Here is a 24,993-nt window from a genome sequence, read left to right on the forward strand (position 1 = left end):
ACCTCCCTCTGACCCTATTTCAACTGAGCGATTATGTTCGGATTTCTAAGAAGCTTTTTATCTACCGATATGGCCATCGACCTGGGTACGGCCAACACCCTGATTTACGTGCGCGGCAAGGGCATTGTGCTCGACGAACCTTCGGTCGTGGCCATTCGTACGGAAGGCGGTTCCAACGGCCGTCAGATCATCCAGGCCGTAGGCCATGCAGCCAAGCAGATGCTGGGACGTGTGCCCGGCAATATCGAGGCCATCCGTCCCATGAAAGACGGCGTGATCGCCGATTATTCCGTGACCGAACAAATGTTGCGCCAGTTCATTCGCATTGTGCATCCGCGCAGCCTGCTGACCATGAGCCCGCGCATTATCGTGTGTGTGCCTTGCGGCTCAACCCAGGTCGAACGCCGGGTTATCCGCGAATCAGCCCAGGGCGCCGGTGCGCGTCAGGTGTTCCTGGTCGAAGAACCCATGGCCGCGGCCATTGGCGCCGGCCTGAATGTGTCCGATGCCAGCGGCTCCATGGTCGTGGATATTGGCGGTGGAACGACCGAAGTGGCGGTTATTTCCCTGGGCGGCATGGTCTACAAGGGGTCGGTTCGGGTGGGGGGTGACAAGTTTGACGAAGCCATCATGAACTATATCCGGCGCAATTACGGCATGCTGATCGGCGAGCCGACCGCCGAGGCCATCAAGAAAAACATCGGTTCCGCTTTCCCTGGCACCGAAGTGCGTGAAATGGAAGTCAAGGGCCGCAACCTGTCGGAAGGGGTTCCGCGCAGCTTTACCGTGTCTTCCAATGAAATTCTGGAAGCGCTCACCGATCCGCTCAACCAGATCGTGTCTGCTGTCAAAATCGCACTGGAACAGACGCCGCCCGAACTGGGCGCCGATATTACCGACAAGGGTATTGCCCTGACCGGTGGCGGTGCGCTGCTTAAGGATCTGGATCGCCTGCTTCAGGAAGAAACCGGTATTCCGGTGGTGGTGGCCGACGATCCGCTCACGTGTGTGGTGCGCGGGTGTGGCGAAGCGCTGGAACACATTGACAAACTAGGCCAGATTTTCATCGACGATTAGAGACGTCGGGTGGATGCGGCCTGTTGAACGTCGCATCTCTCTCTTCTGCTGTTATTTCCAGATTCTTCCGTTCCAGTTTACGGTTGCCCTATGCAGCAAAACAGTTCATTACGTTTTTTCACTCACGGGCCGGCTGCAGAGGTCAGACTTTTTTTTCTGGCCATTTTTTGCGTGGGCCTGATGATTGCCGATTCGCAAACCCGCTATATCGAGCCGGTGCGAAAAGTCGTGTCCGTCATGCTTTATCCCTTCCAGCGAACCGCCATGTGGCCGCGCGATGCGGTCACGCAGGTGTACGACTGGTCTAATGCGGTGACCATCGCCAAGCAGGAAAGCGCTGCGGTGCAGCGCCAGCGTATCGAGCTGGCGCAGCTGTCTACGCATGCTGCCCAGATGGCGGCAGAAAATGCCCAGTTGCGCCGCCTGCTGGCGGTCAAAACCACGGTGCAAACGCCTTCTGTGGCGGTTGAAATCCTGTACACCTCGGTCGATCCCCTGAACCAGACGCTGGTATTGACCAAAGGCAGCAATGACGGTATTCGTCCGGGCATGCCGGTCATCGACGAGGGCGGGGTGGTCGGACAGATTCGTCGCGTCACGCCCATGACCTCGGAAGCGACCCTGATCACAGACAACAAGATTTCAGTGCCAGTCATGGTCCTGCGCAATGGTCTGCGGGTGATTGCTTTCGGTTCGGGACAGACCGGCAAACTGGATGTGCGGTATCTGGGGATGGGCGCGGATATTCAGGCCGGCGACGAGCTGGTGACCAGTGGCATTGGCGGCATTTACCCGCAAGGCCTGTCGGTCGGCAAAATTGCGACGGTCGAACGCAATTCGGCAGAGGGCTTTATGCGCGCCCACGCTTTGCCCTCGGCGCACCCGGAACGCTATCGCCACTTTCTGGTCCTGCTGGTTCCCACTGACACGTTGCCGGAAATTCCGGCCTCGCTGTCCGATGCGCGCAGCCAGGGCAGCGGCACGTCGCGGCGGGTGAATTGAAATGATCAAACGCAACCTGACCGCGCTTGAGCCTTTGCAGCGCACCGATTATTTCTACGGTTCCAGTCCGGTCTACGCCTGGATCACCATTGTGTTCACCTGGCTGGCGTCGTTGCTGCCGTGGCGTGACTGGGAAGGTTCACCCGATATTCTGATTCTGGTCCTGGCATTCTGGTGCGTTCAGCAGGTGCGTGGCGTCGGGCTGATCACGGCCGTGGTATTTGGTTTGTTAATGGATGTGCATGACGCCAATGTACTGGGCGCGCACGGGCTGGCGTATGTGCTGGTCATCTATGGGGCCAAGGTATTTCGTCGTCGCATGATGCAGTTTGGCGGCTTCAGCCAGATGTTGCAGATGTTGCCGGTATTTTTCCTGGCGCCGTTTCCCGGTCATTTGCTCAACGCCTGGTTGCAGGGTGCCTGGGGCGGCTGGACCTGGGTGCTGTCCGGATTGATCACCGGTGTCATGTGGGTCGTGGCCGATCTGATTCTGAAACTGCCGTTGCGACCGGTAGACGATAACGAAACACTGAACTGACGGGACGCGGGCTATGTTCGAATTCCGTAAGCGTTCTGCCATTCAGAGAAAAAAAATCCGCCTGCGCGTGGTCGTGGCCATCGTGTTCGTGCTGGGTTGTTTCGGGCTGCTGATTGACCGTTTATGGGTGCTTCAGGTCGAGCGCTATCAGGGCCTGGCCGAGCGCGCTGATCGCAACCGCATTGCCCTGGTGCCCATTTCGCCCCGGCGCGGCGACATTGTCGATCGCAACGGTACGGTGCTGGCGCGCAGCTATCGGGACTACACACTTGAAATTGTGCCGGCCCAGGTTAAAAACCTGGATGAACTCATCAACCAGATCAGCACGGTGATTACGCTGACGCCACTGGATGTGCGCCGCTTCAAGCGACGCATGGGACAGAATACGCGCTATGCATCGGTCATGTTGCGCGGCAATCTGACTGACGATGAAGCGGCCGTTTTCGCCGCCCATTCCTTTCGTTTTCCCGATGTCAATTTGCGTGCGCGCTGGGTGCGCGAGTATCCTCAGGGCGAATCGGCTGCCCATGTCGTGGGCTATGTCGGGCGCATTTCAGAGAGAGATCAGGAACGCCTGGAGCAGGAAGGGACCGAAGGCAATTATCGTGGCACGGATGTGATCGGCAAAAAAGGGATCGAAGCGAGCTACGAGACAGTGCTGCACGGCAAGACCGGATGGGAAGAGGTCGAAGTGGCCGCCTCGGGCAAACCGGTGCAGGTGCTCAAGCGCATCGACCCGGTACCCGGCGACACCTTGCATTTGTCCATTGATATGGGCCTGCAGAAGATGGTAGAGGACTTGTACAGCAAGGGGTTTGTCAAAGAGGGCGTTCCAGAAAAAGGCGCGCTGGTGGCGATCGATCCGCGCAACGGGCAGGTGCTCGCTTATGTCTCTGCGCCGTCTTATGATCCGAATTTGTTCATCGACGGCATTGATGTCGAAAACTGGCGTCGCCTGGCCGATTCTCCTGAGCATCCGCTGATTGACCGTCCTGTATCGGGCACGTTTCCGATCGGCTCGACGTATAAGCCGTTCGTGGCGCTGGCTGCCTTGAAGACCGGAGTGCGTGATCCCAATGCGCGTATTCCCGATCCCGGCTATTTCGAGTACGGCAATCAGCGTTTTCGCAATGCTGGGGGCGCAGCGTACGGCCCGACGAATATGCACCGGGCACTGGTGGTGTCTTCCGATACCTATTTTTTCAGCCTGGGTCCGCTGATCGGCGTGGACGCGTTGCATGACTTTTCCAAGATGTTCGGATTCGGCCGCAAGACGGGCATTGATCTGGAATATGAAAAAATCGGAATTCTGCCGTCACGCGAATGGAAGAAAAAAGCCTTCAAGGATCCGCGCCAGCAGCGCTGGATTCCCGGCGAGACGATTTCGGTTGCCGTCGGCCAGGGCTACAACTCGTTTACGATCATGCAACTGGCACAGGCTACATCTACGCTGGCGGCTGACGGCAAGTACATACGGCCCCACCTGGTGAGTGAAATGGAAAGCCCGATCAGCAAAGCGGTGACGCCGACGGTGAAGCAGCCGGATTATCAGATTCCGGTGAGTGAAACGTCGATCCGACTGGTCAAGGATGCGCTGGTCGATGTGACCAAGCGCGGAACGGCGAGGCGCAGCTTTGTGGGTGCTGCCTATGACTCGGCAGGCAAAACCGGTACGGCGCAGGTCTTCAGCCTGAAAGGATCAAAATATAACTCGCGCACACTTAAACGCAGCTTGTGGGACCACGCCTTATATATGGGCTTTGCGCCAGCGGAAGAGCCGAAAATTGCCGTCGCACTGATTGTGGAAAACGGCGGCTGGGGTGCCAGTATTGCGGCACCTATTGCCCGCAAGGTATTCGATTACTGGCTCTCGCCGACCCGTTCAGCGCAGGTCAATTCCGCTCCCGTGCTGGAGATCGGTAATGACGAGCCGGCAGAAGACACCTCGCCCGATGTCATGGTGCCGCAGAACGTGCCCGACAATCCGGAAGACCGGGCGCCGGAACATTTGCCGGATATTCTTGCCCCGGTAGGCAATGGCAATGGCCGCAATGGCGATGAGCGGAGGCAGGATAATGAATAAACTGATGGACTGGATCCTGCGCGCCTTCCGTGCCTTTGACTGGCCGCTGTTGCTGATTCTGGTTATTTTCTGCATTCTTGGCATGACGGTCATGCATTCCGCGGTCGGAGACACCGACTGGCGCTTTGCCAGCCAGGCTCGCAATTTTCTGCTGGCTTTTTTTGTGATGTGGGCGGTGGCCATGATTCCACCGTCTCGCATCATGAAGTTCGCCATTCCTTTTTATGTGATCGGTGTTGCCATGCTGGTCGCCGTGCTGCTGGTTGGCATTACCAACAAGGGTGCGACGCGCTGGCTCAATATCGGGATCACGGTGATTCAGCCGTCCGAGATGATGAAGATCATCGTTCCGCTGATGCTGGCCTGGTATTTCGACAAGCATCGCTCCGAATTGCGGATCCTGGATTTTCTGATCGCGGCAGTGCTGCTGCTGGTGCCCTTTTCGCTGATTATTCGTCAGCCCGATCTGGGTACGGGTCTGCTTGTGCTGAGCACCGGCTTTTTCATTATTTATTTTGCGGGTCTGTCATTCAAGCTGATTGCACCGGTGTTTGTGCTGGGCGTTGCGGCCATCCTGCTGATTCTGCATTATGAGCCGGTGCTGTGCAGCCCCGACTTCGATTGGGTGGTGCTGCACGAGTACCAGAAACACCGGGTATGTACTCTGCTCGATCCGGGCAGCGACCCGCTGGGCAAGGGGTTTCATACCATTCAGGGGATGATCGCCATCGGATCTGGCGGGTTGTACGGTAAAGGCTATATGCTGGGCACCCAGACGCATCTGGATTTCATTCCCGAGCGCACGACGGACTTTATCTTTGCGGTGTTCGCCGAGGAATTCGGGCTGTATGGCGGTGTGATGCTGTTACTGCTGTATACGCTGCTTCTGGCCCGCGGTTTTCTGATCACGGTACGTGCCCGCACCCAGTTCGGCCGCTTGCTGGCAGGGGCAATGACAATGATGCTGTTCATGTATGTTTTCGTGAATATGGGCATGGTCATGGGTATTCTGCCCGTTGTGGGGGTGCCACTGCCGTTTATGAGTTACGGCGGTACCGCTCTGGTTACATTGGGGTTCGCCTGCGGGCTGCTGATGAGCATTTCCAATTACGTTCCCACCCGAAAGTCGTCCGAGTCGGGTGAATAACGTGTCGATGATCAGAGCAGGCGGGGGTTTTGCGCGTCTGTTTCAAAATAGCCACTGAGCAGGGTGCGCAACGGCGCGGGCAGTGCGGCCTCAGCAAGCGAATTGATGTCGATCCACTGCCAGCGTTCCAGGTGGTCGGCATCGCCGCCTGGTGGCAAGAGGGTAGGTGCTGCATTGATATGTGCCAGCATCGGCTCGATATGCAGACGGAAATGCGTAAAGACATGCTCGAATGCGGCCAGGGGCAAGGGCTGGACGTCATTTCCCAGTGACTGCTGCAACCAGTCGGTACAGGCGCGCCGATCGGCAAACTCGGGCAGGGTGAGCAGGCCACCCCAAATGCCCTTGTCCGCCCGGCGGTACATCAACACTTTTTCATCATGCTCCAGCACCAGCATGCATACCTGGCGTTGCGGCACCACCTTGCGCGCGCGCGGCGTCGGCAACTGGAATTGACGGCCTTCGCGTCGCGCGACGCAGCCGTCGGCCAGCGGACAGGTCTCGCATGCCGGTTTGCTGCGCGTGCATACCGTGGCGCCCAGATCCATCAGGCCCTGCGTGTAGGCGCCCATATCGACCTGGGCAGGCGCATCTTCAAGATGCTGCCAGGCCAGGTCCCACAGGCGCTGTTCGGTCGCTTTTTTCTGCGGGTCCCCGTCAACGCCGTAATAGCGGCAAAAAACACGTTTGACATTGCCATCCAGAATGGGCTGACGGGCGTTGTAGCAAAACGCCGCGATGGCGTTGGCGGTAGACGGGCCGATGCCGGGCAGGCTGGCAATATCGGCCGCTTTTTCAGGAAAACGGCCCTGCCAGTCGCGCGCGACGGTCTGTGCGCAACGGTGCAGATTGCGTGCCCTTGCGTAATAGCCCAGGCCTGCCCAGTAGGGCATGACCTCTTCCTGGCTGGCGTCGGCCAATGAGGCCAATGTGGGGAAGCGGGACAGAAAACGCAGGTAGTACGGGATGACCGTGGCCACTTGGGTTTGCTGCAGCATGATTTCAGACAGCCATACCCGATAGGGGTCACGGCTGTTCTGCCATGGCAGGTCGTGCCGGCCACGTTCGCGTTGCCAGTCAATGACGGAAGTGACAAATGACATGGGTCAGAAGCGCGAGTTTCGGGTCATGGACCATTGGGCCGCCAGGGCGGCAACGATCATCACCAGCACAATTGCCGTGCCCAGCCAGATGGGATCGGGCAGGCGAATGACAAAATCGGTGCCATAACTTTCCGACAGCCGGGCGATGGCGCCATTGAGCGAGCCCAGTCCGAACGTGGTCAGTAAAATAGAGAGCACACCTGCCACCAGTCCGGTCAGCGCGCCCAGATACAGGAAGGGGCGCCGCACAAAGGATTCGGTGGCACCCACCAGTCGGGCAACGGCAATTTCTTCACGCTGCACGAGGGCCTGCATGCGCACGGTGTTAAAGACGGTCCCGATTACCACCACAGCCACGCCGATGGCCAGCAACAGCAGCACGCCGCGGGTGAAAGACAGGATGGCTTCCAGTTTCTGCACCCAGGCGCTGTCAAATTGGACAGTATCGACATTCTCAAGGTTGCTCCATTCCTGGGCCAGTTCCTGGGCCTTGTTGGCCCGGTTTTCGGTTTCCTTGATGGTCACAATAATGGAGTTGGGCAAGGGGTTGCGTGGCAGTACCTTGAGCGCATTGGACCAGGACTCGGACGCCCGCAGGCCGGCCAGCGCTTCCGTTTTGTCAATCACTTCCAGTTTGTCGATGATGGCGGTGTTCTCCTGCTGCAGTCGCTCACCCAGCTCACGGGTCTCTGCAAGCGGAACATCCCCTTTCATGAAGAGGGTGATCGCCGGATTGACAGAGACCGTGCGCGCTACCGGTTCCATGGACACCAGGATGGAGCTTGCCAAAAGCGGCAGGGCCAGGACCAGGGCAATAACCACGATATTGGTCAAAGAGGAAAAGGGCGTCGAAAGCAGTCGCCGGATGGCGATATGCATGGCGTAAAAATGGTGGCGTATCCAGGTTTTCATGTGTTTTTTCCCAGGTCTCTGAAGCGGCCCGGTTCGATCAGCAGGGTGCGGTTGGCATGACGACGCAGCAGTTCCAGGTCATGCGAGGCGATCAGTGTCGTGACGCCGACGCGGTTGAAATCGCGGAAAACCTCAAGAATCTTTTGTGCGCTGGCCTGGTCGAGGTTGGCTGTGGGCTCGTCGGCGATCAGGATAGACGGCTTGTTGACGATGGCGCGGGCGATGGCCAGGCGCTGTTGTTCGCCACCGGACAAGGCGATCGGGTTTAGTCTTTCCTTGCCGGACAGACCCACTTTTTCAATGGCGGCGCGGGCACGGGCGGCGGCCTTGTCTGAGCTCAGGCCGATGACGGCCAGCGGCAGCATGACATTTTCGAAGGCACTGCGATCATACAGCAGATGCATATTCTGCAAAATGACGCCGACGGCGCGACGCAGATAGGGGCGCGCGCGCTGGCTGATCTGGTCCATACGCTGGCCCTTGACGATCACCGAGCCACGCGTAGGGGCTTCCAGCCCACCGATCAATTTGAGCAGGGTGGATTTACCCGCGCCGGACGGCCCGGAGACGAAAACGAATTCGCCGGGCGTGATATCGAAGTTGATATCCGCCAGGATATTTGCGCCCTGTCCGTAGGATTTGAAGACATGCTGAAATTGAATCATGTGGATCCGGTTGTTCAAAATTCGGTTCTGTTAAACCGCATTTTAGAGTAATTGCAATCGTATTAGGGTGTTTGCGATTGTGTGAGTCCGAATGGATGTGGCGGGCCGGCCCCGATAGCGCATCTGTTTCAAAACAGGTACGATGGCGTATTTGCACGCGAATCCATATTGGCGGGCACTGCGACGGCGTTTTGCCGCCCTTTGATTTTGCCGCCATTTGATACAGTCACGCATGAAGAAATACAAATCCAAAGGCCTGGCCTTTTCCTGGAATGATCCGACCTTTCGCGCCATTGTCTATCAGATTGTGGTGCTGGGTCTGCTTGCGGGTGCGGTCTGGTATCTGGTATCCAACACCATGCACAATCTGGAGGTGCGCAATATCCGCAGCGGTTTCGGCTTTCTTGATCGTGAGGCCGGGTTTGCCATCGGCGAGTCGCTGATCGAATATTCCCCCACTGATACTTACCGTCGGGCCATTCTGGTGGGCTTGCTCAACACCCTGTCTGTGTCGGCGGCCGGCATTGTGCTGGCGACGCTGCTGGGGGTTGTGATCGGGATTGCCCGGTTATCCGGCAACTGGCTGATTTCCAGACTCGCGGCTGTATATGTCGAACTGCTGCGCAATGTGCCGTTGCTGATCCAGCTGTTTTTCTGGTATGCACTCATCGTAGAGATGTTGCCGGGTCCGCGCCAGGCTGCGCATCCCTTGCCCGGCGTTTTCCTGTCCAACCGGGGGTTGCGATTTCCTGTAATCGAAGGCGGCAGTGCGTTATGGCTGATGGTCGGCGTATTCGTGGCGCTCGCGCTGACCCTGATCGCGCACCGTCGCATGCAGACCAGACAGCGCAATACCGGTGTGCACAACGCCACCTGGCCGCTGGGGGTGGTGCTGTTTGTGGTGTTGCCGCTGGCAGGGTACTTTCTGGGCAGCGGACAGCCGGTGCTGAGCGTGCCCGAGCTGCGCGGGTTCAATTTTGCCGGTGGGGCCAATGTATCCCCTGAACTCACTGCGTTGCTTTGCGGTTTGGTCATTTACACCTCGGCGTTTGTGGCCGAAATTGTGCGCTCCGGGATTGCGGCGGTGCCCAAGGGCCAGTGGGAGGCTGCCGGTTCTATCGGGCTGGGTCGCAGCCGGGCGCTGCGGCTGGTGGTTCTGCCTCAGGCGCTGCGGATTATGATTCCGCCGCTCACCAGCACCTATCTGAACCTGATGAAAAATAGCTCGCTGGCTGTTGCCATTGGCTACCCGGATATCGTATCGATCATCAATACGACCCTGAATCAGACGGGGCAGGCGATCGAAGGTGTTTTGATCGTCATGGCCGCGTACCTGACGGTCAGCCTGTCCATTTCGCTTTTCATGAATTGGTATAACCGTCGGATTGCACTGGTGGAGCGATGAGCATGAATACACCGTCCCCGGATACCGGGTTGATCGCAGCGCAACCGGCTCCCGTGGGGAAAGCCGGCGTGATCGGCTGGGTGCGTACGCGTCTGTTTGCCTCGCCGCTCAATATTCTGATGACCGTGCTGGTTGTCTGGCTGCTGATGATGGGACTGCCGCCGCTGCTGGAGTGGGCGCTTCTGAAGGCCAACTTCACCGCCGGCAATGCCCAGGAGTGCCGCGCCGGTCCCGGCGGCGCCTGCTGGGCATTTATCCGTGAAAAATACCGGCTTATTCTGTTCGGCACCTATCCCTATGACGAGCAGTGGCGGCCGCTGCTGGCCACCCTCGTATTGCTTGCCGTGATCGTTTGCAGCGCGATTCGCCGTTTCTGGAACCTGTGGCTTGTGGCTATATGGGTGGTCGGGCTGGCCTGCGTGGCCTGTCTGATGTGGGGCGGACTTGCGGGCCTGACCTATGTTGAAAATACTCGCTGGGGTGGCTTGCCCCTGACCCTGATTTTGTCGACCTTCGGGATTGCATTTGCCTTTCCGGTCGGTGTGATTCTGGCGCTGGGGCGTCGCTCAAACATGCCGGTTATCAAGGCGCTGTGCGTGGTCTATATTGAAATCATCCGTGGCGTGCCGCTGATCAGTCTGTTGTTCATGTCGTCGGTCATGCTCCCCTTGTTTTTGCCCGAAGGGATGTCCATCGACAAACTGCTGCGCGCGCAGATCGCCATTATTATGTTCGCGGCTGCCTATGTCGCAGAGACCGTGCGCGGCGGCCTGCAGGCGATTGACCGGGGGCAGATCGAAGGCGCTCAGTCTATCGGCCTGACCTATTGGCAGACCATGCGCAAGATTGTCCTGCCCCAGGCGCTGCGTATCGTCATCCCGCCGCTGGTGAGCATTTTCATTGCACTGTTTAAAGATACCTCCCTGGTAGTGGTCATCGGTATTTACGATTTGACGCTGTCAGCCAAGGCTTCGCTGTCCGATCCGCTATGGCGCGGTTTCAGTATCGAGGCATATCTCTTTATTTCCCTGATTTATTTTATATTCTGCTTTGCGATGTCCCGTTATTCCAAACAGCTGGAGTCCCGGCTGGATACGGGATATTCGCATTAGCCGCCAGAGCCCGGAGCAATCTGTGACAGAACCCATTATCCGTATGGAAAACGTAAACAAATGGTATGGCCAGTTCCATGTCTTGCGCGACATCAATCTGGAAGTGGCGGCAGGAGAGCGGATTGTGATCTGCGGCCCCTCCGGTTCGGGTAAGTCCACCCTGATTCGCTGTATCAATGCACTGGAGTCTCATCAGGAAGGCACGATTATTGTTGACGGCACGCAGCTGACCGACAATCTGAAGAAGGTCGAGCAGGTACGCAAAAATGTCGGCATGGTGTTTCAGCACTTTAATTTATTCCCTCATCTGACCGTGCTTGAAAACCTGACGCTGGGGCCTGTCTGGGTCCTGAAGCAGTCGCAGGCCGAGGCGCAGGCCAGGGCCATGCAGACTCTGGAGCGGGTGCGCATACCGGATCAGGCCAATAAATTTCCCGGACAGATCTCGGGCGGGCAGCAGCAGCGCGTCGCCATCGCCCGCTCGCTATGCATGAATCCCAAAGTGCTGCTGTTCGATGAACCGACCTCGGCTCTGGACCCAGAGATGGTCAAGGAAGTGCTGGATGTCATGGTCAACCTTGCCAGCGAATCGGGCGTCACCATGCTGTGCGTGACCCATGAAATGGGTTTTGCCCGCAAGGTGGCCGATCGGGTTGTGTTCATGGATCAGGGCAGCATTGTCGAGCAAAATACGCCCGACGCGTTTTTTGACCATCCGCAGCATGAACGCACCCGTCATTTTCTGGATCAGATTCTGCACTAAGCGCACTCGTCACATTTGAAGCTGATTTTGCATTAAGTGTGTCCGTCACTGCACGGGTCAGATTCTGCACTAAGCCTGCCGCCGGTCTGCCCCGGGAAATTCCAGTGTAAAATGGCGGCAGCAAGCAGCCATTTACGGCCATTTACACCAACGGTTACAAGATCATGGCAGAAAATTTCGAATCCGATATCACCAAGTTTATTAAACAGTACAAAGACCAGCATCCGGGTACGGAAGAGCGCCAGCGGCAGGGCCGCGGGCTCCTGTGGGACAAAACACTGGACACCGACCTGCTTGAGGGGTTCAAAAAGGCCAAAGTGCCCCAGAAGCCCTACGTGTATTCAAACAATAGCTGACCGCACGCATGACGGTTCCTGCCGATCAGCTTACAGCGCTGGTCTCACCTGAAGTGGATTCCACACCCGACACCATCGACTCGGTCGCACTGGCGCGCCTGTATGGTGAGCCGTTGTTCGATATCCCGCAGGATTTGTACATTCCGCCAGACGCGCTTGAAGTGTTTCTGGAAGCCTTCGAAGGCCCCCTGGATCTGTTGCTCTACCTGATTCGCAAGCAGAACTTCAATGTGCTGGACATTCCCATGGCGGAAGTCACGCGTCAGTATTTGAACTATGTCGAGCAAATCCGCCAGCACAATCTGGAGCTGGCCGGCGAGTATTTGCTTATGGCGGCGCTCTTGATTGAAATCAAATCGCGCATGCTATTGCCGGTGAAGAAATCCGATACGGGTGAAGAGGTGGAAGATCCGCGTGCAGAATTGGTCCGTCGTCTGCTGGAGTACGAGCAGATGAAGCTGGCGGCCCAGAAGCTCAATACAATGCCCCAATTGGGGCGCGATTTCGAGCGTGCGCGTGCTTTCATGGACCTGAACACGGAAAGGGCGCTGCCCGACGTCAACGCCGAGGATCTGCGTCAGGCGTGGCTGGACATCATGAAGCGGGCCAAACTGAATGCGCATCATCACATCACACGCGAGCAGCTGTCGGTACGTGATCATATGACGCATATTCTGCGTCGCCTGTCGGATGTGCGGTTTATGGAATTTCGCGATCTGTTCATGGAACGGGTCGAAGACGGTGATCCTGCCGCAGTGGTTGTCGTGCATTTTCTTGCCATGCTGGAGCTGGCGCGCGAAACACTGCTGGAAATTACGCAGGCCGAGCCTTACGCTCCCATTTATATTCGTCTCTCATACAGTAGTCAGGCAGTGGCCTGACCGTCAAAGGAACAAGATTGAAAGTCGTCCATACCATTGAAGAACTCCGTGACCAGATGCGTGGCCAGTTGCGCGCTTCTTTTGTGCCAACCATGGGCAATCTTCATGAAGGACATCTGGCGTTGATGAAAATGGCCCGTCAGCATGGGGATCCGGTTGTTGCCAGTATTTTTGTCAATCCGTTGCAGTTCGGGCCGAATGAAGATTTCGACAAGTATCCGCGCACCCTTGAAGAGGATATTCGCAAGCTTGAAGAGCGGCGCGATGTCTATGTCTTGTTTGCGCCGGCGGTCAAGGAAATGTATCCCGAGCCGCAAAGTTTCAAGATCCAGCCCCCCGATGATCTGGGCAATATCCTGGAAGGCGAGTTTCGCCCCGGTTTTTTCACCGGCGTGTCAACAGTGGTGCTCAAACTGTTTTCCTGTGTGCAGCCCAAAGTGGCTGTATTCGGGAAAAAGGATTATCAGCAGTTGATGATCGTGCGCAAAATGTGCCGTCAATTCCAGTTGCCGGTCACCATTTATGCCCATGAAACCGTACGCGAAGACAGCGGCCTGGCTCTGTCATCCCGCAATCGTTTTCTTTCCGATAGCGAGCGCAAGGAAGCGCCTGTACTGTTTCAGACACTGCAGGCCGTTCGTGAGCGGCTGCAGGCGGGTGATGCGTCGGTCGAATCCCTGGAGGCTTTCGGCCATCAGTGCCTGGCTGACCGGGGCTGGCAGGTTGACTATGTCTCGGTGCGCCGACAGCACGATCTGAATCCGCCTACGCAGCAGGAGATGCTTGCCAACGAGCCCCTCATTGTTCTGGCCGCTGCGAAACTGGGCGCGACCCGTCTGATCGACAATCTCGAATTCGCATATAAACCATAAACTATTACCGCTAATAGTTTTTGGGTGTTGGCAGGATTACTATAATCAGTTCCCTCTCTTTAGAACATGTGAGGTATTGAGATGGGAACAGGAGAAAACATCCCGGGACTGGAGCCACTGATCCAGTGCCTGACGCCGCGCGAAAAAGAAGTCTTCTTTTTTGTCTCTCGCGGGCTGCCGAACAAGGTAGCGGCCGCGGAACTTGGCGTGTCGCAACGTACGATCGAAGCGCATCGGGCGCGGATTTTTCGCAAGATGAATGTACGCAATGCCACCGAACTGGCGCGACAGGTCTTTACCCAATTAAATGCCCATATTCCCGACCGTCCTCAGCCCTGAATGCACAACAGCGGGCAAACCGCCACAGTGGCCGATGGCAGCCATCGCAGGGGCGTTAAGGTGGTTCGGTGACCGCGCTTCCTCGTACAGGCGCACTTGCGTGCTCAGCCCTGCGCGGGGCAGAAAAACGAGGTGTCGTTTTGCAGGGCGCGGATTGATTCCGTATCGGCCTGTATGTTCAGGGTATAGCGATGCGCCAGTTTCTGGGTGCCGAGTGTCTGCACACTGAGAACGGCAGGACTTTGCATGCGCAGCGTGGCTAAATCGCTTTGACCTGAACGAGCGCTTTGACCAGAACGGTCACTGGCCTGGGCAGTCGGTTGCAGATGGATATAGGGTGGCGTGCCGGCCTCTGCGGTCCAGCAGCCCGACTCTGTACGGATGGCACCTGCTGGCGACAAGGGCTGTGAAACCTTGCGCCAGCGGCCGTCTGGCAACAGCGTGAGCGTGACGCGCTGGACCGAGCATGCTGCTGTTTCGCACGGGATGGAACCCAGATAAGCCCGACCTTCGGGTACGAGGCCCTGTGTGGTGGACTGGCGCTGGCGTTCCGCACGACGCTGTGCTTCTGTGGGCTCATTGCTGCCAATAGGAATAAGCAGTTGCCCCCGACCGTCGCGGTTAAGGATCGAAGTCGTGTTGCGTTCTGTTGTGGCCGTGTCGCTGGCCGCGCCGGCGGACACCGAGGATGACGTCGGGCTGCTGCAGCCGGCCAGGAAGGCCAGGAAAAGCGCGGACAGCAGGGCGGTTGCGGAACGACATTGAGCAAGACGCATGACAGGGTTTTCCATGTTTGGCAGAATTCAGGGGTGGGACAGGGATCGGATTAGCGGCATCTTACCATGCCTGTGCGTCGGTTCGTACCCTCGGTTTGCTTCACGAGGGTCTTCGGATTTCCGAGGGGCTGAACCAGCATGATGTCCGGTATTGTAGTCAGTTTCGTACTGGCGCTGAGTCTGTGGCCTGCGTATTTTCTGCTGGTCAGGGTCTTGTGCTGGCGCTACGGCAGCACCCGGATCGTGGCCTGTATCGTCATGGCGCCGGGCTCCTTTTACCGTGCCCGCCTGCAGCTGACCGCCGTGGCGCTGCCGGTTTTTCTTCTGGTATGGCTGCGTGGCGAAGCGCCGCACTGGCTGATATTTTGTTATGGGCTGGCATTGCTGACGCTGGCCGATATGCAGATGCGATTGTTGCCGGACTATCTTCTGGTCATTCTGCTTTGGGTGGGGCTGATTGCGCTGGCGTTGCGCCTGCCGGGCATGCCGTCTTCCGGTCCGGCGCTGCTGCTGTTTGTTCTGATCTGTTTCGGTGCCATCCTCTTCATGAAGGCGCAGCTTGCGTTCTGTGGCCGCGTCGGCCTGGCCTGGGGCGACCTCAAACTGATCGCGGTACTGACTGTGTGGCTTCCTTACGAACAGTTACCCTTGGCGTTATTAGTGGCGAGTTTAACGGGACTGGTGTACATTCTAGTCAAACGATGGGTGGTGGGCGCTGACCTGCGCGCAATTGCGTTCGGTCCCTGTCTGGCATTCGGTGCGCTGACGGTTCATCTGTCTGCGCTCGGCCCCACGTCCATTTAAGAACAAGTTGTTCAGAAAGGTCCAGGCCTGGCGTGGCGCGCCCGGCCTTGTTTTTCACAGGAGCCGGGGTTGTTCAGGATAGGATTGACAGGTGGCATTGGCTCGGGCAAATCAACCGTTGCTCAGTTTCTGGCTGCGCGAGGTGCGAGCGTGATAGATGCCGACGCATTGTCGCGGGCTCTGACTCAACCGGGTGGCCAGGCCATGCCGGCCATTGCCGCCGAATTCGGACAACGGGCAGTGCAGGCGGATGGCGCCATGGATCGTAGCTATATGCGTCAGCGGGTATTTGACGATGTGAAGGTACGCCATCGTCTGGAGCAGATCCTGCATCCGCTCATCGGCGCGGCGATGCAGGCGGCAACGCAGGCAGCCACGGGCCTTTATCTGGTCTACGACATTCCGTTGCTGGTCGAGTCGCTCGCCCGATACCGGCCGTTAATGGACCGGATCTGTGTGGTAGACTGTGAAGAAACCGAGCAGATTGCGCGGGTCCAGGCGCGCAGTGGTCTTTCCGCGCAAGCCGTCACAGACATTATGAACACCCAGGCGTCGCGCGGTCAGCGACTGGCGGCGGCGGACGATGTAATTTTCAACGGCATCGGCATTTCGACAGCCATGCTTGAAGAACGAGTGCAGCAAGTGCATGACAGCTGGCTGCAGTTGATGGCGCAACGCAAGGCATCGTGAAGGGTGGCCGCACGCAGTGCGCCCAGGATCAATAGCAGCAGCGCAGCGGGGATGGCGACGACGCCACATACCGGACGCAGGCAACGGGGCCAGCCGGTCGACAGCCGGTGATGTCGCTTCTGCCAGATGTGATAGCAAAAAACAAAAGGGTCAGTCAATTGGTTTTATACGAATATCCCATTAACGAACGTATACGCTCCCTGATGCGGCTTGAATATCTTTTCAAGCGCCTGTTTGCATTTATCAGTGGCACCAGTCCCATGCACCAGCATGTGGCGTTGTCGCTGCTGTTCGAAATCATGGATACTTGCGATCGTGCTGAAGTGCGCTCCGGTATTCTGCAGGATATCGACAAGCAGAAGGTTAATCTGGAAAGTTATCGGCATCATCCCAATATTGATTTGAATGCGCTTGATGCCGCCGTTGCCGATCTGAGCCGGGTGTCCGCCGCGCTGATGGGCAAAGGCAGGATCGGCCAGGCGGCCCGCGAAAATGAATGGCTGATGAGTCTGAAAAACCGTTTTGCCGTGCCGGGCGGGACTTCGCAGATTGATATTCCGTCCTACCATGCCTGGCAATTGTCGGCCGACGAGAACCGGCAGCGTGCGATCAAAGAGTGGGTGGAACCCTTCATGCCCCTCTTTGACGGTGTCAGTGTGGTGTTGAAAATGCTGCGTGAATCGGGAAGCCCTATTGATGCGAGCACGCAGGAAGGCGGCGTGTTCCAGGAAATGCTCGGCGGCAAAATCTACCAGATGGTACGCGTCTGGGTGTCGGACGAACGCCTGATCTACCCCGAAATCAGCGCCAACAAATATGTGGTCTGGGTGCGGTTCTCCGAATTGGACGCCCAGTATAAAACGCAGCTCATCACGACACCGACCGTTTTCAAAATGTCTTTTTGCAACGTGTAAGCCGTCATGCATTGCGGCTGTCATGCGGATGCGGACCGGCTTTCTGTTACAACTGGCTGGTTGCGATTTATTACAATCATCAGCAAAAGGATGCCAGCCCTGTGTAAATAGGTAAAAATAGGGGCTTCTCGATAAGAAGCGAATTCTAACCTATGCCGGATCCCGCAAGTTCAAACAAAAAGTCCCGTAAGTTCCTGTTCTTGCTTTTGATTCTGCTGCTGATCGGCGGCGGGTATTATTTTTGGCATCAGCGCGGCGACAGCGCCGGGACGGATCAGAAAACCAGCGCGCAACAGCAGGCGAAGCCGGCCGCAGGGCAGGCAGAGCGCGGCGCCGGACGTTCCCGGGGCGGGCGCGGTGGCCAGGCCACCGCAGCAGCCACACCGGTCAGTGTCGTGCCGGTCATGAAAAAATCGCTGACCGTCAGTGTCACGGGGTTAGGTACGGTGACGGCGTTCAATACCGTGACCGTGCGCAGCCGGGTTGATGGCCCGATACAGAAAATTCTTTTTACCGAAGGCCAGAAGGTCAATGAAGGCGATGTGCTGGTCGAGATCGACCCACGCTCCTTCGAAGTCGCTTTGCAGCAGGCAAAGGGCACGCAGGCACAGAATGCCGCGTTGCTGGCCAACGCCAAGCGCGATCTTCAGCGCTACCAGACGCTGTTCAAACAGGATTCGATTGCCCGTCAGCAAGTCGATACCCAGCAGTCATTGGTGCGTCAGTATGAAGGTCAGGCCCAGACCAATCAGGCTGCCGTGGACGATGCCAGACTCTCGCTGACCTACACCAAGGTGCGTGCCCCCATTAGCGGTCGTCTGGGCCTGCGCACGGTTGACGTAGGTAATTTGATTACGGCGAACGCCACAGAGGGCATTGTCACGATTACTCAGGTGCAGCCGATTGCCGTGGTCTTTTCCATGCCCGAGTCCTGGTTGCCTGATGTTGCCGGTCCGTTATATCAGGGAAAGAAGCTCAAAGTCATCCTGCGGGACCGGGATAACAAGGTGCAACTGGCCGAAGGCGAGTTGTCGTCCATGGACAACGCGGTGGATACCACGACGGGCACGGTCAAGCTGAAGGCCACATTCGCCAATGAGGACGAGACCCTGTTTCCGAATCAGTTTGTGAATACAGAACTGAAAGTCCGCGAGATTCCGGACGCGCTGGTGGTCATGTCCGACGCGATTCAGAACAGTTCACGCGGCGCCTATGTTTACGTGGCCAAAAAAGACAACACCGTCGAGACCCGCCAGATTGAACTGGGCGTGGTCGACAGTGGCTATACCCAGATCACCAAGGGTCTGGCCGAAGGCGAACAGGTTGTGTCCGAGGGCGTAGATCGTCTGCGCAACGGCGCCAAAGTCGAGATCGTCAAGTGAGTATTTCCCGGACTTTCATCCTGAAGCCGGTGGCCACGACGCTGGCCATGATTGCAATCCTGCTGGGCGGGCTGGTGGCCTACCGCCTGTTGCCGGTCTCGGCGCTGCCGGAAGTGGATTATCCGACCATTCAGGTCGTCTCGTTATACCCGGGTGCGGGGCCCGATACCATGGCCTCGCTGGTGACCTCGCCGCTGGAGCGGCAGTTCGGGCAGATGCCGGGGCTGTTGCAGATGACCTCGTCGAGTTCCGGCGGCGCATCAGTCGTGACGCTGCAGTTCGGTCTGGACGTGGAGATGAGCGTGGCCGAGCAGGAGGTGCAGGCGGCCATCAACGCCGCTTCGAACCTGCTGCCCTCGGATATGCCGATGCCCCCGGTGTATAACAAGGTCAATCCGGCAGACCGGCCCGTGGTGACCCTGGCCATCACCTCTGAAAATATGCCGCTGCATGAGGCGCGTGATCTGGTCGAAACCCGGATGGCGCAGAAACTGTCGCAGATTTCCGGTGTCGGGCTGGTCAGCATTGCCGGCGGGCAGCGACCTGCCGTGCGGGTTCAGGTCAATCCCACGGCCCTGGCTGCCAATGGCCTGACGCTGAGCGATGTGCGCACTGCCATTACCGCGGCCAATGTCAACCAGCCTACAGGCAATATCGACGGTCCGCGGCGCGGCACGACCATTTACGCCAACAGCCAGGTTAAAACCCCCGAAGAATACAATGACCTGATCCTGGCATACAACAACGGTGCGCCCCTGCGGCTGAAGGATGTGGCCAATACCATCCAGGGTGCAGAAGATGTACGCCAGGCGGCGTGGATCAACGATCAGCCGGCCATTTTGCTGAATATCCAGCGTCAGCCCGGCGCCAATGTAATCGATGTGGTCGACAATGTAAAAAAATTGCTGCCGCAGCTGCGCCAGGCACTGCCGGCCTCACTGGATATCAATACTGTCGCGGACAGGACTGAAACCATTCGTGAATCCATCAATCACGTGCAGAACGAAATGCTGATGGCGATTCTGCTGGTGATCGTCGTGACCTATGCATTCCTGCGCAGCTTCAGCGCGACGGTCATTCCGTCCATTGTCGTGCCGCTTTCCATTGTCGGCACCTTCGGCGTGATGTATCTGCTGGGATTCAGTCTGAATAATCTGACCCTGATGGCGCTGACCATCGCTACCGGCTTTGTGGTCGATGATGCCATCGTCATGATCGAAAATATTGCCCGTCATATCGAGAATGGAGAAACACCGTTGCAGGCGGCATTGAAGGGCTCGGCGGAAATCGGTTTTACCCTGATCTCGCTGACCGTCTCGCTCATCGCCGTGCTGATCCCGCTGTTGTTCATGGGTGACGTGATTGGTCGATTGTTCAGCGAATTTGCCATCACGCTGGCGACGGCCATCATTATTTCACTTGTGATTTCGCTGACGCTCACGCCCATGATGTGCGCGCGCATGCTCAAGCCCGAATCGGCCTACGAAGGCAATCGTCTGCACCGAAAAATGGGCGAGGCGATCGATCGTGTAATTCACGGCTATGACAGGATGCTGACCGTAGTGCTGCGTCATCAGCCGCTGACACTGCTGGTGGCGCTGCTGACTTTTGTGCTGACGGTCCTGCTGTATATGTGGATACCCAAGGGCTTCTTCCCGCAGCAGGATACCGGTATGATCCAGATCATTACCGAAGCGCCCCAGTCATCGTCATTCAAAATGATGTCCGAGCGTCAGGTGGAGATTGCCCGGGCCATCAAGGATGATCCGGCCGTGGCATCCGTTTCGTCCTTCATTGGGGTGGATGGTTCCAATGCGACGCTCAACACAGGCAGAATGCAGGTTGAACTCAAGCCCGCCGCAGACCGTGATGCCATTACCGATGTGATGCAGCGACTGGAAGACAAGGCGGCGCAGGTCAGTGGCATGAAAGTCTATCTGCAGGCGTCGCAGGACCTGACCATTGATGCCCGGGTATCGCGCACGCAGTATCAGCTCAGCCTGTCCAGTCTGGATACCGACCAGTTACGCAAATGGGTGCCGATATTTGTCGAGCGTCTGGCTGCCGATAAGGCACTGGCCGGGGTGACCGACAACTTCCAGTTCAACGGGTTGCAAACACTGGTCAAGGTCGATCGCGACGCCGCCGCACGCTACGGCATTACCATGACGCAGATTGACGAAGCCTTGTATAACGCCTTTGGACAGCGGCTGGTGTCGACGATTTTTACCCAGTCGGCGCAATACCGCGTGGTCATGGAAGTGGCGGAGCATTTTCGGGATAATCCGGCAGACCTGGATCATGTGTATATCAAAACCACAGAAGGAACGCCGATCGCCCTGACGCAACTGGCGCAGATCGTGCCGGGGCAGGAACTGCTGGAAGTCATGCGCGTCGATCAATTTCCGTCTGCGCTGGTCTCCTTTAACCTGGCTCCGGGTACTTCGCTGTCCGAGGCCGTGCAGCGCGTCAATGACATTCGCACCGAGATCGGGCTGCCGTCCATTGTGGATATGCGCTTCCAGGGTGCCGCGCAGGCATTCGAATCCTCGCTGTCGAGCACCTTGTGGCTGCTGCTGGCCGCTGTATTTACGATGTACATCGTGCTGGGCGTGCTGTATGAAAGCTATATCCATCCGGTAACGATTCTGTCGACTCTGCCGTCGGCGGCCGTGGGCGCGCTGCTGGCGCTGATGCTGTCAGGCAATGAGCTGGATATGATCGGCATTATCGGGATTATCCTGCTGATCGGTATCGTCAAGAAAAACGCGATCATGATGATTGATTTTGCGCTGGATGCCGAACGCCACCAGGGACTGCCGCCGGTCAAGGCGATCCACCAGGCCGCGCTGTTGCGCTTTCGTCCCATTCTGATGACGACGCTGGCCGCGTTGTTCGGCGCGATTCCGCTGATGCTCTCGACCGGTACGGGCGCCGAGCTGCGTCAGCCTTTGGGTCTGACCATGGTGGGCGGGCTGATCTGCAGTCAGTTGCTGACCCTGTTTACCACGCCTGTGATTTACCTGATGTTTGACCGCCTGGTCAAAAAACGCAAGCCGTCCGATGTGGCGGCGCAGGCTGAGATATGAGTCTGTCCCGTCCCTTTATCCTCAGGCCGGTCGCCACTTCGCTGCTGGCGCTGGCGGTGGCGGTCATGGGCATGGTGGCTTTTTTTCTGCTGCCGGTCGCGCCGCTGCCCACGCTGGACTCTCCGGTCATTGTGGTGCGGGCTTCGCTGTCCGGCGCCAGCCCCGAGACCATGGCCTCCAGTGTGGCAACGCCGCTGGAGCGCTCGCTCGGTAATATTGCCGGTATCGATTTGATGTCCTCCAGCAGTTCCGAGGGGTCCACATCGATTTTCATGATTTTCGATCTGAACAAGGATGTGCATACTGCCGCGCGTGAGGTCCAGGCGGCCATCAATGCCGCGCGCCCCCTGCTGCCCAGCAGCATGAAGCAACCGCCCACTTATCGCAATGTGAACCCGTCTTCGACCCCCATCATGGTCCTGGCCCTGACCTCGGATCTGCTGGGGCAGGGCGAGCTTTATGATCTTGCCTCCACCATCCTGGCGCAGAAACTGGCGCAGGTGCGCGGCGTGGGGGAAGTGACGGTCGGCGGCAGCTCGCTGCCGGCGGTACGGGTCGATCTGAACCCCAATATGCTCAACAATATGGGCATTTCTCTCGATACGGTGCGCACTGCGCTGGCGGCGACCAATTCGGTCAATCCAAAAGGGTTTCTGGAAAACGATCAGTATCAGTGGCAAGTGGCCACCAATGGACAATTGCGCTACGCAAAAGATTTCGAAAACCTGATCGTCGCCTGGAAAGACAATACGGCCGTGCGTCTGCGTGACGTGGCCCATGTGTACGATTCAACCGAAAGCCTGTATAACAAAGGGTTCTATAACACCAAGCAGGCCGTGGTGCTGCTGGTGCGCCGCCAAGCCGATGCCAATATTATCAAGACCGTCGATTCGGTCAATGACATGCTGCCGGAGCTGACGCAACTGCTGCCACCGCAGGTGAATCTGGATGTGGCCCAGGATCGTACGCCCAGTATTCGCGCCACGCTGCATGAAGCTGAGCTGACCCTGATTATCGCGGTGTTGCTGGTTATCGTCGTGGTGATGCTGTTTTTGCAGCGTCTGCGCGCCACGCTGATTCCGGCCATCTCGGTACCCGTGTCTCTGATGGGCACGTTTATCTTCATGTATTTTCTGGGCTATTCGCTCAACACGATTTCGCTGATGGCGCTGATCGTGGCAACCGGCTTCGTTGTGGACGACTCCATCGTGGTGCTGGAAAATGTCATGCGCTACATTGAGCGTGGCATGCATCCCATGCGCGCGGCCCTGGTCGGTGCACGCGAAGTGGGGTTTACCGTGGTCAGTATGAGCCTGTCTCTGATTGCCGTCTTTATCCCGCTGCTATTTATGGGCGGTCTGATCGGCAGGCTGTTTCTTGAGTTTGCCATGACCTTATCGATTGCGATTGTCATGTCGCTCATCGTCTCGCTGACGCTGACACCCATGATGTGCGCGCAGTGGCTGCGTCATGAGCCGAATCTGAAGAAGAATCGCCTGCAGCGCGCCTGGGATTCGTTCTTCGACAAACTGGTCGGCGCCTACGGCCGCCTGTTGCGCTTTGCAATCCGTTTTCGATTCCTGACCCTGCTGACCTTGCTGGCGACCGTGGTGCTCAATGTCTATTTGTACATTGCCGTGCCCAAAGGTTTTTTTCCCGAGCAGGACACCGGCATGATCCAGGGTTTTTTCCGTGCCGACCAGGGGACCTCGTTTGCGGCCTCGGTGCCCAAGCTGGAAGCCTTTCGCAAGGCCATCGTGCAGAATCCCAATGTGGATACCGTCTCGGGTTATTCGGGCGGCCGCGGCGGCAGCAATAGCAGTTTCTTTCTGATCCAGCTCAAGCCGTTTGCCGAAAGAGAACAGTCGGTCACCGAGATCATCAATGATATGCGCAAGTCCCTGCCGACCATCGCAGGTGCGAGGCTGTCGCTGGTGCCGCAGCAGGATATCCGGGCCGGGCGGGGCGGTGATTCTGCCGGGTCCTATCAATACGACCTGCAGTCGGGCGATCTGGATACTTTGCGTAAATGGGTACCCCAGGTCAGACAGGCGATGGCGGCGTTGCCGGAACTGGTGGATGTGCAATCAGAGGCCGAGGAGAAAGGGCGGCGTATCGAACTTGTGATCAACCGGGAAAGTGCAACCCGCCTGAATGTGAATATGTCGACCATTGCGGGCGTACTGAATAATCTGTTCAGCCAGCGGCAAGTGTCCACGATTTACAGTGCCCTGAACCAATATCAGGTGGTCATGGGCATTGATATCAAGTATGCCCAGGATCCCGAGGTGCTCAAAACGGTGCAGATTATCGCCTCGGATGGCAAGCTCGTGCCTTTGTCGGCGTTTGCCTCTTTTCAGGTGGGGACCTCGCCGCTGTCGGTGTCACATCAGGGGCTGATGGCATCCGACTCGGTCTCGTTTTCGCTTGCTGACGGTGTTTCCCTGGAAGAGGCCAGTCAGGCGATCGATAACGCGGTGGCCCGCATCGGCTTGCCGGCCAATGAGGTTCAGGCGGGGTTTGGCGGCAACGCGCAGCTTTTCCAGCAATCATCTTCACAGCAACCACTGCTTATTCTGGGGGCGCTCGTGGTGATGTATCTGGTGCTGGGCATGCTGTATGAAAGCTATATGCATCCGCTGACGATTTTGTCGACGCTGCCGTCGGCGGGGGTCGGTGCGTTGCTGGCGTTGCTGATGTTCAATATGGAATTTACGATCATTGCGCTGATCGGCGTTTTTCTGCTGATCGGTATCGTCAAGAAAAATGCCATTATCATGGTGGACTTTGCCCTGGCGCTGGAGCGGGAAAAAGACGTACCTCCCGAGGAGGCGATTTATGAAGCCTGCATTGTGCGTTTTCGCCCCATCATGATGACGACGATGGCCGCCATGTTCGGCGCGCTGCCGCTGATCCTGGCCACCGGCGCCGGGGTGGAAATGCGCCAGCCGCTGGGTATTGCGATTGTCGGTGGTCTGTTCCTGAGCCAGATTCTGACCCTGTTTACCACGCCGGTCGTGTATATTTATCTGGACAGGCTGCGCTTTACGTTCGAGCGCCGCCGTCAGAAGAAAAACCGAGAG

At 57.6% G+C, this 24,993-nt stretch carries 22 protein-coding genes; 18 read left to right on the forward strand and 4 right to left on the reverse strand.

The window, feature by feature from the left end; genetic code table 11:
- Window positions 1-33 precede the first annotated feature (33 nt).
- The 5 genes from W822_RS39725 to rodA all read left to right on the forward strand — a co-directional run bounded on the left by W822_RS39725 (window position 34) and on the right by rodA (window position 5,847).
- Complete coding sequence (locus tag W822_RS39725; protein ID WP_031243175.1) at window positions 34-1,077, forward strand: rod shape-determining protein; 1,044 nt, start codon at window positions 34-36, stop codon at window positions 1,075-1,077.
- A 90-nt stretch (window positions 1,078-1,167) separates the two neighbouring features.
- On the forward strand, window positions 1,168-2,079 hold the full coding sequence (mreC, locus tag W822_RS39730) for a rod shape-determining protein MreC (protein WP_024006304.1): 912 nt from the start codon (window positions 1,168-1,170) through the stop codon (window positions 2,077-2,079).
- Between the two features lies 1 nt (window position 2,080).
- Window positions 2,081-2,617 (forward strand): rod shape-determining protein MreD, encoded by a 537-nt coding sequence (gene mreD / locus W822_RS39735; protein WP_024006305.1) that lies wholly within the window; start codon window positions 2,081-2,083, stop codon window positions 2,615-2,617.
- A gap of 13 nt (window positions 2,618-2,630) precedes the next feature.
- Window positions 2,631-4,700, forward strand: a complete 2,070-nt coding sequence (gene mrdA, locus W822_RS39740) for a penicillin-binding protein 2 (RefSeq protein WP_024006306.1) — start codon at window positions 2,631-2,633, stop codon at window positions 4,698-4,700.
- The gene (gene rodA, locus W822_RS39745; protein WP_024006307.1) at window positions 4,693-5,847 is read left to right on the forward strand and encodes a rod shape-determining protein RodA; all 1,155 of its coding nucleotides are present in this window, start codon (window positions 4,693-4,695) and stop codon (window positions 5,845-5,847) included. Before mrdA ends, rodA begins: the two co-directional genes overlap by 8 nt.
- Before the next feature lie 11 nt (window positions 5,848-5,858).
- Here rodA and mutY read toward each other — a convergent pair whose 3' ends face one another.
- The 3 genes from mutY to W822_RS39760 are packed head-to-tail and all read right to left on the reverse strand — an operon-like array spanning window position 5,859 to window position 8,527.
- Window positions 5,859-6,950, reverse strand: a complete 1,092-nt coding sequence (gene mutY, locus W822_RS39750; protein WP_024006308.1) for an A/G-specific adenine glycosylase — start codon at window positions 6,948-6,950, stop codon at window positions 5,859-5,861.
- Between the two features lie 3 nt (window positions 6,951-6,953).
- On the reverse strand, window positions 6,954-7,862 hold the full coding sequence (locus W822_RS39755; protein WP_024006309.1) for a cell division protein FtsX: 909 nt from the start codon (window positions 7,860-7,862) through the stop codon (window positions 6,954-6,956).
- A complete protein-coding gene (locus W822_RS39760) occupies window positions 7,859-8,527 on the reverse strand; it encodes a cell division ATP-binding protein FtsE (protein WP_024006310.1) in 669 nt (222 codons plus the stop codon). The genes W822_RS39755 and W822_RS39760 overlap by 4 nt, the downstream gene beginning before the upstream one ends.
- 232 nt (window positions 8,528-8,759) lie before the next feature.
- Between W822_RS39760 and W822_RS39765 the strand changes: the two genes are divergently transcribed.
- The 7 genes from W822_RS39765 to W822_RS39795 all read left to right on the forward strand — a co-directional run bounded on the left by W822_RS39765 (window position 8,760) and on the right by W822_RS39795 (window position 14,255).
- Entirely contained in the window at window positions 8,760-9,932 is a 1,173-nt protein-coding gene (locus W822_RS39765; RefSeq protein WP_024006312.1) for an amino acid ABC transporter permease, read from the forward strand.
- Window positions 9,929-11,044, forward strand: coding sequence for an amino acid ABC transporter permease (locus W822_RS39770; RefSeq protein ID WP_031243180.1), 1,116 nt, complete (start codon window positions 9,929-9,931; stop codon window positions 11,042-11,044). The genes W822_RS39765 and W822_RS39770 overlap by 4 nt, the downstream gene beginning before the upstream one ends.
- A gap of 22 nt (window positions 11,045-11,066) precedes the next feature.
- The gene (locus W822_RS39775) at window positions 11,067-11,807 is read left to right on the forward strand and encodes an amino acid ABC transporter ATP-binding protein (protein WP_024006314.1); all 741 of its coding nucleotides are present in this window, start codon (window positions 11,067-11,069) and stop codon (window positions 11,805-11,807) included.
- 164 nt (window positions 11,808-11,971) lie between these two features.
- A complete protein-coding gene (locus tag W822_RS39780; protein ID WP_024006315.1) occupies window positions 11,972-12,163 on the forward strand; it encodes a DUF3460 family protein in 192 nt (63 codons plus the stop codon).
- An 8-nt stretch (window positions 12,164-12,171) separates the two neighbouring features.
- Complete coding sequence (locus tag W822_RS39785) at window positions 12,172-13,044, forward strand: segregation and condensation protein A (RefSeq protein WP_024006316.1); 873 nt, start codon at window positions 12,172-12,174, stop codon at window positions 13,042-13,044.
- A 17-nt stretch (window positions 13,045-13,061) separates the two neighbouring features.
- On the forward strand, window positions 13,062-13,916 hold the full coding sequence (panC, locus tag W822_RS39790) for a pantoate--beta-alanine ligase (RefSeq protein WP_024006317.1): 855 nt from the start codon (window positions 13,062-13,064) through the stop codon (window positions 13,914-13,916).
- Window positions 13,917-13,997: 81 nt separating this feature from the next.
- Window positions 13,998-14,255 (forward strand): response regulator transcription factor, encoded by a 258-nt coding sequence (locus W822_RS39795; RefSeq protein WP_024006318.1) that lies wholly within the window; start codon window positions 13,998-14,000, stop codon window positions 14,253-14,255.
- A gap of 104 nt (window positions 14,256-14,359) precedes the next feature.
- Here W822_RS39795 and W822_RS39800 read toward each other — a convergent pair whose 3' ends face one another.
- Window positions 14,360-15,031, reverse strand: a complete 672-nt coding sequence (locus W822_RS39800; protein WP_024006319.1) for a hypothetical protein — start codon at window positions 15,029-15,031, stop codon at window positions 14,360-14,362.
- Window positions 15,032-15,169: 138 nt separating this feature from the next.
- On the opposite strand from W822_RS39800, the gene W822_RS45945 reads away from it, so the two are divergent.
- From W822_RS45945 to W822_RS39825, 6 genes are all read left to right on the forward strand, one after another.
- The gene (locus tag W822_RS45945) at window positions 15,170-15,835 is read left to right on the forward strand and encodes a prepilin peptidase (RefSeq protein WP_024006320.1); all 666 of its coding nucleotides are present in this window, start codon (window positions 15,170-15,172) and stop codon (window positions 15,833-15,835) included.
- Window positions 15,836-15,904: 69 nt separating this feature from the next.
- A complete protein-coding gene (gene coaE, locus W822_RS39805) occupies window positions 15,905-16,525 on the forward strand; it encodes a dephospho-CoA kinase (protein ID WP_031243184.1) in 621 nt (206 codons plus the stop codon).
- A 158-nt stretch (window positions 16,526-16,683) separates the two neighbouring features.
- Window positions 16,684-17,439 carry a cell division protein ZapD gene (gene zapD / locus W822_RS39810; RefSeq protein WP_031243186.1) on the forward strand — a complete coding sequence of 252 codons (756 nt, stop codon included), beginning with the start codon at window positions 16,684-16,686 and terminating at the stop codon, window positions 17,437-17,439.
- 200 nt (window positions 17,440-17,639) lie between these two features.
- Entirely contained in the window at window positions 17,640-18,821 is a 1,182-nt protein-coding gene (locus W822_RS39815) for an MdtA/MuxA family multidrug efflux RND transporter periplasmic adaptor subunit (protein ID WP_253272322.1), read from the forward strand.
- On the forward strand, window positions 18,818-21,910 hold the full coding sequence (locus W822_RS39820; protein ID WP_024006324.1) for a multidrug efflux RND transporter permease subunit: 3,093 nt from the start codon (window positions 18,818-18,820) through the stop codon (window positions 21,908-21,910). The genes W822_RS39815 and W822_RS39820 overlap by 4 nt, the downstream gene beginning before the upstream one ends.
- On the forward strand, window positions 21,907-24,993 hold a 3,087-nt coding region (locus W822_RS39825; protein ID WP_024006325.1), incomplete at its 3' end, for an efflux RND transporter permease subunit. The genes W822_RS39820 and W822_RS39825, both read left to right, overlap by 4 nt.

The organism is Advenella kashmirensis W13003 (assembly GCF_000506985.1).
In the GTDB taxonomy this organism is placed as follows: Bacteria; Pseudomonadota; Gammaproteobacteria; order Burkholderiales; family Burkholderiaceae_B; genus Advenella; species Advenella kashmirensis_A.